The sequence below is a fragment of the Variovorax trehalosi genome (genome assembly GCF_051216415.1).
In the GTDB taxonomy this organism is placed as follows: domain Bacteria; phylum Pseudomonadota; class Gammaproteobacteria; order Burkholderiales; family Burkholderiaceae_C; genus Variovorax.
On the sequence record NZ_JBPJZG010000009.1, the window covers coordinates 265,370 to 275,271 of the forward strand.

The 9,902-nt window shown below is 65.9% G+C and carries 10 protein-coding genes and 1 pseudogene; 3 read left to right on the plus strand and 8 right to left on the minus strand.

Features of this window, described 5'->3' with window-relative positions:
- Window positions 1–8 precede the first annotated feature (8 nt).
- The 5 genes from ACSFA7_RS29190 to ACSFA7_RS29210 form a co-directional block, all read right to left on the minus strand.
- Complete coding sequence (locus tag ACSFA7_RS29190; RefSeq protein WP_435502577.1) at window positions 9–1,928, minus strand: autotransporter assembly complex protein TamA; 1,920 nt, start codon at window positions 1,926–1,928, stop codon at window positions 9–11.
- Between the two features lie 95 nt (window positions 1,929–2,023).
- Window positions 2,024–3,211 carry a vWA domain-containing protein gene (locus tag ACSFA7_RS29195; RefSeq protein ID WP_435502578.1) on the minus strand — a complete coding sequence of 396 codons (1,188 nt, stop codon included), beginning with the start codon at window positions 3,209–3,211 and terminating at the stop codon, window positions 2,024–2,026.
- A gap of 19 nt (window positions 3,212–3,230) precedes the next feature.
- Window positions 3,231–3,818, minus strand: coding sequence for a GNAT family N-acetyltransferase (locus tag ACSFA7_RS29200; protein WP_435502579.1), 588 nt, complete (start codon window positions 3,816–3,818; stop codon window positions 3,231–3,233).
- 17 nt (window positions 3,819–3,835) lie between these two features.
- Window positions 3,836–4,087 carry a hypothetical protein gene (locus ACSFA7_RS29205; protein WP_176659112.1) on the minus strand — a complete coding sequence of 84 codons (252 nt, stop codon included), beginning with the start codon at window positions 4,085–4,087 and terminating at the stop codon, window positions 3,836–3,838.
- Complete coding sequence (locus tag ACSFA7_RS29210) at window positions 4,084–4,938, minus strand: AAA family ATPase (protein WP_042581872.1); 855 nt, start codon at window positions 4,936–4,938, stop codon at window positions 4,084–4,086. Before ACSFA7_RS29210 ends, ACSFA7_RS29205 begins: the two co-directional genes overlap by 4 nt.
- Before the next feature lie 161 nt (window positions 4,939–5,099).
- Between ACSFA7_RS29210 and ACSFA7_RS29215 the strand changes: the two genes are divergently transcribed.
- The gene (locus ACSFA7_RS29215; protein ID WP_435502580.1) at window positions 5,100–5,795 is read left to right on the plus strand and encodes a c-type cytochrome; all 696 of its coding nucleotides are present in this window, start codon (window positions 5,100–5,102) and stop codon (window positions 5,793–5,795) included.
- Window positions 5,796–5,862: 67 nt separating this feature from the next.
- Here ACSFA7_RS29215 and pcaG read toward each other — a convergent pair whose 3' ends face one another.
- Together pcaG and pcaH are read right to left on the minus strand one after the other, a co-directional pair.
- A complete protein-coding gene (pcaG, locus tag ACSFA7_RS29220; RefSeq protein WP_435502581.1) occupies window positions 5,863–6,474 on the minus strand; it encodes a protocatechuate 3,4-dioxygenase subunit alpha in 612 nt (203 codons plus the stop codon).
- 12 nt (window positions 6,475–6,486) lie between these two features.
- Window positions 6,487–7,221 carry a protocatechuate 3,4-dioxygenase subunit beta gene (gene pcaH / locus ACSFA7_RS29225; protein WP_435502582.1) on the minus strand — a complete coding sequence of 245 codons (735 nt, stop codon included), beginning with the start codon at window positions 7,219–7,221 and terminating at the stop codon, window positions 6,487–6,489.
- A 104-nt stretch (window positions 7,222–7,325) separates the two neighbouring features.
- Here pcaH and ACSFA7_RS29230 point away from each other — a divergent pair, with 104 nt between their 5' ends.
- Window positions 7,326–8,309, plus strand: a complete 984-nt coding sequence (locus tag ACSFA7_RS29230) for a LysR substrate-binding domain-containing protein (protein ID WP_435502583.1) — start codon at window positions 7,326–7,328, stop codon at window positions 8,307–8,309.
- Here ACSFA7_RS29230 and ACSFA7_RS29235 read toward each other — a convergent pair whose 3' ends face one another.
- The gene (locus ACSFA7_RS29235; RefSeq protein WP_007838777.1) at window positions 8,310–8,744 is read right to left on the minus strand and encodes a DUF1841 family protein; all 435 of its coding nucleotides are present in this window, start codon (window positions 8,742–8,744) and stop codon (window positions 8,310–8,312) included. It abuts the gene before it with no gap.
- 312 nt (window positions 8,745–9,056) lie between these two features.
- Between ACSFA7_RS29235 and ACSFA7_RS29240 the strand changes: the two are divergent.
- A pseudogene (locus ACSFA7_RS29240) lies at window positions 9,057–9,902 on the plus strand (hypothetical protein); the annotation flags it as partial.

Consider the following 9,902-nt stretch of genomic DNA (forward strand, 5'->3'; position numbering starts at 1 on the left):
CTGCGGGATCAGAAGGTGAAGCCGAGGCGGAAGTGCAGGCGGAATTTCTTCGTGTCCACGCCGTAGGCCAGATCAGCCTGCACCGGCCCGACCGGGCTGCGCCAGCGCGCGCCGACGCCCACGCCCACCTTGGGCTTGAGCTCGCCGGGCTTGTCGGCCACGGCGCCGGCATCGACGAACACCACGCTCTCCCATTCGGTGAGCTTGTTGTTGTAGACGAAGGGCCGCTGCCACTCGACGCTCGCCACGCCCAGGTAGCGGCCCGAGACGATCTGGCCGTCGGCGCGCACGGTGCCGATCTGCTTGTAGCTGTAGCCGCGCACCGTGGTGTCGCCGCCCGTGAGGAACATCAGCGTCGACGGGATCTGCGCGGAGTCCTTCGCCGACACCGCACCGGCCTCGACGCGCACTTGCAGGCGGCTGCGGCGGGCGCGCGCCTCCGTGTCCTCGGCCGAGCCGATCGGCAGGATGCCCAGCCCGCGCACATAGGTGCGGGTGAAGGGCGTCTGCTCTCCCGTGAGCGTGTAGCCGGCCGCGAGTTCGAGCGCGAGCGCGTAGCCGCGCGTCGGTGCCGAGTTGTTGTCGAAGTAGCGCCCGGTCCAGCCCCAGTTGGCGGTGACCGCCGAGGCCGAGGGCGGCGCGTTGGTACCGCGGTTCTGCGCGTAGTCGTACTGCAGGAAGTAGCTGCGGTCGATGTGGTCGCTGGACTTGTTGCGCCCGCCGCGCAGCCGCCCGCTGTCGACGATGTAGCTGCCCGATTCCTCGCGCTTGAGCTCGGCGCCGGAGAACCAGCGCCAGCCCTTGTCGTCGGGGATCGCATTCCACTCGGTGCCGAGCGACTTGATGTCGTTGTCCACCGAGAGCCGCGAGACCGCGCGCCAGCCGAGCAGCGGGATCTGGTTGTGGATGTGGTCGATCGACAGGCGCGGGCCGTTGTCGGTGGTGAATCCTGCCCCCAGCACCACCTTCTGCAGCGGCGCCTCGCGCAGCTGCGCGATGACGGGCGCGGCCAGCGGGTTGCCGCTCTCGGTGTCGAGCGTGAGGAACACCGAGTCGTAGTAGCCGCTGCTGGCCAGGCGCTGCTGGGCGTCGAGCAGCTTCTGCTGGTCGTAGTCGGTGCCGGTGGGCAGGCGCGCGATGCGGCGTGCGCCGTCGGGGTCGTAGCGCTGCAGGCCCCGCAGCATGAGCGGACCGAACTTGTAGGCCGGCCCCGATTGGTAGGTGACGCTCAGGCGCGCCTCGCTGCGGTCGGCATCGACTTCGGCGCGGCTCACCTCGATGTTGCCGGTCGGGAAACGCTTGGCCGTGAGGCTGCGCAGCGCGGTGGTCTTGGCGTCGTCCCAGGCCTGCTGTGTGAAGGGCAGGCCCGCGCGGAGGGCCCAGCCGGTGCGGATCGAATCGCGCTGCGCCTCGGCCGTGGTGTCGTCGGCGATGGCGCCGGCATAGCTGATCTGCACGTTGCTCACCTTGGTGGGCTCGCCGGGCGCGACGGTGATGACGATCTCGCGCGGGGCCTTGGTGCTCTCGGGCGTCTCGTTGAGTTCGAGCGTCAGCGTGGGGGTGAAGTAGCCGAGGGTGCCGAGCAGTTCGCGCGCATTGGCTTCGGCGGCGACCATGAGGCGGGAGATTTCCGTCGCGCCGAGGTCGTCGAGTTCGCGGTAGCGCTGGATTTCGAGGTGAAGGGCGAGGTAGTCGCGCACCGCTTCAGGCCCGCGCACGTCGACGGTGAAGGCGTCGCGCTTGTCGGCTTTCTTCTCGTCCTTGGCGGGCGTGCTTTCGGCATCGCCGCTGCGCACGAGGCCCGCGACGGGCTTGCCTTCGGTGCTTTCTTTTTTCGGCAGCAAGCTGCAGCCTTGCAAAAGAAGGACGCCACAAAAAAGCAAAGCCGGCCACCACGCCGGCGAAGAAACGGAAACCACCCTGACCATGGGCAGATTCTGACAGCAAGATTTTCCGGTTCCTGAAGCTTCCGGATACAGGTGGCGCTGTCCTGCCGATGCGCTGCTGGTGTCCTACTTGTGCATTACTTGGAGAGCATGCGCATCGCGTCTTCCAGGCCGCGCAGCGTGAGCGGGTACATGCGGTTGGACATCAGCTGCTGCATCACCGCGATGCTCTGCCGGTATTGCCACACGCCCTGGGGCTCGGGGTTGATCCACGCGAACTTCGGGAAAGTGTGCGTGAGGCGCTGGATCCACTCGGCGCCGGCCTCCTCGTTGTTGTATTCGACGCTGCCGCCGGGCTGCAGGATCTCGTACGGGCTCATGGTCGCGTCGCCGACGAAGATGAGTTTGTAGTCCTTGTTGTACTTGCGCAGGATGTCCCAGGTCGCGAACTTCTCGGAGAAGCGGCGCTTGTTGTTCTTCCACATGAAGTCGTAGACGCAGTTGTGGAAGTAATAGAACTCCAGGTGCTTGAACTCGGTCTTCACGGCCGAGAACAACTCCTCGACGCGCTGGATGTGCTCGTCCATCGTGCCGCCCACGTCCATGAGCAGCAGCACCTTGACGTTGTTGTGGCGCTCGGGCCGCATCTTGATGTCGAGGTAGCCGGCATTGGCCGCGGTCGAGTGGATGGTGTTGTCCAGGTCCAGCTCTTCCTCGTGGCCCTCGCGCGCGAACTTGCGCAGGCGCCGCAGCGCCACCTTGATGTTGCGCGTGCCCAGCTCCTGGCTGTCGTCGTAGTCCTTGTAGGCGCGCTGGTCCCACACCTTCACGGCGCTCTTGTTCTTGCCGGCGCCGCCGATACGGATGCCCTGCGGGTTGTAGCCGCCGTTGCCGAAGGGCGAGGTGCCACCGGTGCCGATCCACTTGCTGCCGCCCTCGTGGCGCTCCTTCTGCTCCTCGAAGCGCTTCTTGAGCGTTTCCATGAGCTCGTCCCAGCCCATCTTCTCGATCTTGGCTTTTTCTTCGGCGGTGAACTCGCGCTCCAGCGTCTTCTTGAGCCAGTCGAGCGGCACTTCCTTGGTGAAGTCGGTGAGCATCTCCACGCCCTTGAAGTAGGCGGCGAAGGCGCGGTCGAACTTGTCGTAGTGCTTCTCGTCCTTCACGAGCGCGGTGCGCGAGAGGTAGTAGAAGTCGTCGATGCCGTAGGCGCCGTCGGAGTTGGGACCCACCACGTCGGCCTGAAGCGCTTCGAGCAGCGTGAGGTATTCCTTGACGGACACCGGCAGCTTGGCCGAGCGCAGGGTGTAGAAGAAATCGATGAGCATGGAGATCGCTCCTTGTGGTTCAGTCGCGCGGCTTGTCGAGCAGGTAGAGCAACTGGGCCTTCACCTCGGGCCACTCGCCCGCGCGCAGGCTGTACATGACGGTGTCGCGGATGGTGCCGTCGCGGCGCATCACGTGGCCGCGGATCACGCCGTCTTTCTTGGCGCCCAGCCGCTCGATGGCGCGCTGCGAGGCGAAGTTGAAGTTGTCGGTGCGCCAGCCCACCACGTTGCAGCCGAGCGTGTCGAACGCATGCGTGAGCATCAGGAGCTTGCAGGTGGTGTTGACATGGGTGCGCTGGCAGCGTTCGGCGTACCAGGTGTAGCCGATCTCGATGCGCTTCACGGCCGGCAGGATGTCGTGGTAGCTGGTGCTGCCTAACACCGTGCCGGTCGCGGCCTCGGTGACCGCGAAGGCGAAGCGGTCGGCGGTCTTCAGCGCGGTCTCGATGTAGGCGCGGGTGTTCTCGGGCTCGGGCACGGAGGTCACGCGCAGCTTCCAGAGCTCGCCGTCGGCGGCCGCGGCGCGCAGGCCCTCTTCGTGGTCCAGCGAGAGCGGCACCAGGGCGATGCCGCGGGCCTTCAACGTGACAGGTTCGACGAACGCCATCTCAACACCCCTGAATTTCAGCTTCTCGGATTGCCGTACTTGCGCACATACCAGGCGCGTGCGATCTGCACCCCGCCACCGCCGCCCAGGCCGATCAACAGGATGCCGAAGATTTCCTTGTTGCCGTAGCCGCCGGCGCCGAAGGCATCGAGGCCCAGCAGCAGCCCGACCCAGCGGCCGAGCAGCGCACCCAGCACGAACAGCACCGCCTGGGCCACGCCCAGCTTGAGCAGTTGGCCCGTGGGATGCGGCCGTGGCGATTCGCTCATCGGTTGTTGCGCTGCATGAAGACGAGCTTCTCGAAGAGCGTCACGTCCTGCTCGTTCTTGAGCAGCGCGCCCACCAGCGGCGGCACGGCGACCTTGTCGTCCTTGCTCTGCAGGGCTTCGAGGGGAATGTCTTCGGCCACCAGGAGCTTGAGCCAGTCGAGCAATTCGGAGGTGGAGGGCTTCTTCTTCAGGCCCGGCAGGTTGCGCACGTCGTAGAAGGTCTTCATCGCGGCGGTGAGCAGCTCTTGCTTCAGGCCGGGGAAGTGCACGGCGACGATGTGCTTCATCGTCTCGGCATCGGGGAACTTGATGTAGTGGAAGAAGCAGCGGCGAAGGAACGCGTCGGGCAGTTCCTTCTCGTTGTTGGAGGTGATGAACACCACTGGCCGGTGCTTGGCGCGGATGAGTTCGCGCGTCTCGTAGCAATAGAACTCCATGCGGTCGATTTCGCGCAGCAGGTCGTTCGGGAATTCGATGTCGGCCTTGTCGATCTCGTCGATGAGGAGGGCCACCGGCTCGTCGGCCGTGAAGGCCTGCCAGAGCACGCCCTTGACGATGTAGTTCTGGATGTCCTTGACGCGCTCGCCGCCATCGACGTCGGACAGCTGCGAATCGCGCAGGCGGCTCACCGCGTCGTATTCATACAGGCCCTGCTGCGCCTTGGTGGTCGACTTGATGTGCCACTGCAGGAGCGGCAGTCCCAGCGATTGCGCCACTTCCTCGGCCAGCATGGTCTTGCCCGTGCCGGGCTCGCCCTTGACGAGCAGCGGGCGCTTGAGCGTGATGGCGGCATTGACCGCCAGCATCAGGTCCTGAGTGGCGACGTAGTTGTCTGAGCCCTTGAATTTCATGAGTGAACGCAAGCGAAGTGGAAAGGCAGGGTGGAGAAAAGAACACACTCGATGCGCGTCGTGCAGCCTCAGGGTTGGCCTGCACGGGGTTCCGGAAGACCCCTGCATATAATCGAATGCTGATTCGAAAAACTGTATCTCCACGAGATTGTGCGCGCAAAATGAACAAGCTGTTGACCACGATGTTTGCCCTTGCTGTCGCTTGCGTGACGCTCTCGGCACAAGCCCAACAAGTCACTGGCAAGGCCCAGGACGGAGCAAAGAAGGTTCAGATGTGCGTGGGCTGCCACGGCATCATCGGCTACCAGGCCAGCTTCCCCGAGATCCACAAGGTGCCGATGATCGCTGGCCAGAGCGCCACCTACATCGCCGCCGCGCTCACCCAGTACAAGGGCGGCGACCGCAAGCATCCCACCATGCGCGCCATTGCCGATTCGCTCTCCGAGCAGGACATCGCCGACGTGGCCGCCTACTACAGCCAGCTGGGCGTGAAGGAAGGCGATGCACCGCCGGCCGCCCTTGCCAAGGCCATGCCCGAGAACATCACCGCGCTGGTCGGCCGCAACGGTCCCGACAACAGCTGCACCAAGTGCCACGGCGCCAACTTCAACACCCCGAACGACGGCACCGTGCCCAAGCTGGCCGGCCAACATGCCGACTACCTCTTCGTGGCGCTCAAGTCGTACCGCGTCAAGAACAACAGCCACCTCGGCCGCTCGAACGCGGTGATGGCCGGCCAGGTCGAACCCAAGAAGTTCACCAATGCCGAACTCAAGACGCTGGCCAGCTACATCGCCTCGGTGCCCGGTGAGCTGAAGACGGTGCCCGAGTCGCGCATCCACCACGCCGCGCAATAAGCGCGTCGCTCCCCCCAACAAAAAAGCCCGCGCGATGCGGGCTTTTTTGTTGGGGATTTCCCTGAGATCAGACGTCGAAGAACGCCGTCTCGTCCGCGCCCTGCATGCGGATGTCGAGGCGGTAGCTCACCGCGCCGCCTTGCTCCACGCGCTCGGCAACGAGCGTGTGGCGGCGCTCGGCCGGCACGCTCTGCAGCACCGCGTCCTTCGCGTTGGCCTCGGCCTCGTCGCTGAAATACACGCGCGTGAACGCATGCAGCAGCAGCCCGCGCATCAGCACGATCACGTTGATGTGCGGTGCCTCGCCGGGTGATTCGGCGCCGGGCTTGACGGTGTGGAACACAAAGCGGTTCTGCGCATCGGTGCCGGTGCCGACGCGGCCGAAGGCGCGAAAGCCCAGCGCGCGCGCTTCTTCGGGCTTCTGCGGATAGCGGCCTTCGCCATCGGGCTGGCTGATCTCGACCATCGCGTCGTTGATCGGGTTGCCGTCGCCGTCGATCACCCGGCCTTCGAGGCGGATGCGTTGGCCGGCGGCACCGTCGAGCGCCACGACGGCGTCGAAGGGCTGGTCGAAGTCGTAGCCGTACTGCGTGGCGGTGAGGCCGTAGGCGAAGTAGGGGCCCACGGTCTGGGAGGGGGTCTGGCCGAAGTCGGCTTCCTGGGCGGTCATCAATGACATGGGGAATTCCTTTCAGCGGTTCTCGAACGGCGTCTCGTCCGCGCCGCGCAGCACGATGTCGAACTGGTAGCCCAGCGCGTAGCCCTCTTCGGTGATGTCGAGGCTGAAATCGGCAATCAGCCGATTGCGGTAGCGCTCGGGGGTGCCAGTGATCATCGGGTCGTACTGCATCAACGGATCGCCGGGGAAGTACATCTGCGTGACCAGGCGGCTCGCGAAGCTCTGGCCGAACAGCGACAGGTGGATGTGCTGCGGGCGCCATGCGTTCGGATGGTTGCCCCACGGGTAAGCGCCGGGCTTGATGGTCAGGAAGCGGTAGCGGCCTTCGCTGTCGGTCATGCACCGGCCCGCACCGAGGAAGTTGGGGTCCAGCGGCGCATCGTGCTGGTCGACCTTGTGCACGTAGCGCCCGGACGCATTGGCCTGCCAGAGCTCGACCAGCGTGTTGGCGACCGGGCGGCGGCGCTCGTCGAGCACCTGACCGGTGAGGATCATGCGTTCGCCCAGCGGCTCGCCGTTCTTGCGCGCATTGCGGGTGAGGTCGTGGTCGAACTCGCCGATGCTGTCGTGGCCGTACACGGGCTGCTGCAGTTCGCCGAGCGAAGCCTTCAGCGGGATCAGCGGCTTCTGGGGGCCGCGCTTGCCCGTGGACTTGTAGCCCGGGTAGATGTAGGCGGGGTGGGCCTCCCAGTCGCGCGGGGTGAGCGTGGCGATCGGGCCGCCGGCGCCCTTGGTCTTGGTCAACATGTGCGTTGTCTCCTGTCGTGGGACGAATTCTCGAGCCGCCACTTTAGAAGCGTGGTTCGATGATGTAAATTGAAGATTGCATCAGTTTTCATAACCAACAGTCATTGAACAAGCCCGCCGACCTTCGCCAGGATTTCGTGCGCAACGTGCAACTGCGGCACCTGCGTGCCTTCGTCGCCGTGGCGCAGGAGCGCCACCTGGCGCGCGCGGCGTCGCGGCTCGCGCTGAGCCAGCCGGCGGTGTCGAAGACGCTCTCGGAACTCGAAGCCATCGTGGGCACGCGCCTGGTCGACCGCAGCCAGGCCGGCCGCCGCGGTGTGCAGGGGCTCACGCCGGCCGGGGAACAGTTGCTGGCGCACGCGCTGCGCGTGCTCGAAGCACTCGACGCCAGCGCCGAGGCGGTGGCACCGACGGCGGGCGGCCGCATCGAGCGCCTGCGCATCGGCGCGCTGCCGAGCGTGGCACCTGCGCTGTTGCCGTCGGCGCTGGCGAGGCTGCGGGCGCACTGGCCCGCCGCGCAGATCGCGGTGAAGAGCGCTGCCAACGCGGTGCTGCTCGACGAATTGCGCGCCGGCGAGCTCGACCTGGTGGTCGGCCGCATGAGCGATCCGCGCCTGATGGGGGGCCTGAGCTTCGAGCTGCTGTACACCGAGCCGCTGGTGTTTGCCGTGCGCGCCGGCCATCCACTCGCGCTCAAGCCGGCGCCCGTGCAGGCGGTGCTCGACTACCCGCTGGTGGTGTACGGCGAAGGCACGATCCCGCGCCACAACACCGAGAGCTTTCTCTCGGCGCGCGGCCTGGTGCTGCCGACGAATGCGCTGCAGACGCTCGACGTGGGCGTGGCGTGCGCGCTGGTCGCGGTGTCGGATGCGGTCTGGATCACGCCGCTGGGCGCCGCGCGCGGCGAACTGGCGCAAGGCCGGCTCGTGCGCTTGCGCATCGACACCGCGGGGACGGAAGAGCCGGTCGGCCTGCTGTTGCGCAGCGATGCCGAAGCCTCGTCGCTGCGCGTTGCGATGGCTGCGTTGCTGCGCGAGGGTGCGAAGCAGCAGGGCGTGCTGCCATCGCGGAGTAAGCAGAAACCCTGATCAGTCCTTGGTCGCGCGGCGCTGCACACACGCCACGTAGCCTTCGCCATCCGGCGGACGCCCTGCGCGCTGGCTCTCCCACATCATCTGGCCGAGGCAATCCATCGCCTCGTGATGCGCATGCAGCAGCGAGCCGCGGCGCGCCGCCAGCAGCTCGACGGCCTGGCGGATGCCTCGCGGCTGGTCGATGGAGCACTGCTCGCTGATCGACAGATGCATCGACAAGTGAAGGAACGGGTTCTCGCGGCCGTTCGATCCGTCGTACACGCGCGCCACGGCGGCATCGGCATCGGCCAGGTCCTCGTGGTACTCGGGGTGCTCGTCGATCCAGCCGGCGGCGATGGTCTCGAGCGCTTCCATCGGAAGGCCCTGCCGGTGCTTGGCGTACACGTCGCAGAAGAAGCGGCGCACGTCTTCCTGGGAGGGGTTGAACATATATATGCAGACAAGAAGAAGAGAGTGAAGAAAGCGTGCGGAGGAAGTCGCTCGAAAGGCCATCGCGCAACGGCCTTCGCAGCAGCCGGAACACGCGCGGCGTTCCGGGTACGGGGCGTTACATCGTTACGTAACGAATCGCGGAATGACCTCCTTACGCGCTGTTTCGATGTGCGGCCGTGCAGAGGTTTTTCAAAAAATTTCTCATGTAAATCAACGACTTGAATCCTTTACGGAGCCTCGTTGGCACAACCTGCAAAAAGCGGCACGCAAGTTGCCCCTGTACATGCATCTTTTGTCACAGAGGCTGCCATGAACGCTCCACAAGCATCGACCGATTCGACCGAAGGACTTGCCGCTAGCAGCGCAGCTCCTGTGGTTCTCGCCCAGGCCACCGTCACTCCGCTAGGCAGTCCTGCCGCGATGAGTTCGATGGCTTCCGCCGCCCCTTCCGGGCCTGCCAGCATCGGCACATTGTCCAATGCTACGCCCGGCACGGCCGTGATGCGCGACGGTGTCCGCATCCCGGTGGACGGCAACCAGACATTGATTGCGGGCGATCGCGTGATCGTTCCGCAGGACGGACATGCCAACGTCCTGTTCCCCGGCTCGGCTTCCAACAAGGCGCCGCTGGCCGGCGTTTTCACCGGCGGCACCGATGCGACCATCGGCTCGACCAAGCTGCCCGGCGGCCTCGAACAAGTGAATGTGGATGTGGCCTCGGGTGACCTGCAGGTCACCCCGCCCGACAGCGATGCAGACGCAGCAGCCTTGGCCGTGACCAAGAAGCTCGCGGGCGGCAGCGGCATCGGCCTGGGCGAATTCGCGCTGGGTGCACTGGGCGCTGCGGCCCTGGGCGCCGCGCTGAGTGGTGGTGGCGATGGCGGCAGCAGCGGCGTGCCGTTCCTGGTTCCTGGCGTGGGCGATGGCGGCGATGCTGATGCCGACGCGGATGCGGATGCGGATGCGGATGCGGACGGTGATGCTGACGCCGACGCTGATGCAGACGCTGATGCCGATGCCGATGCAGACGCTGATGCCGATGCCGATGCCGATGCCGATGCCGATGCCGATGCCGATGCCGATGCCGATGCCGATGCCGATGCCGATGCCGATGCCGATGCCGATGCCGATGCCGATGCCGATGCCGATGCCGAT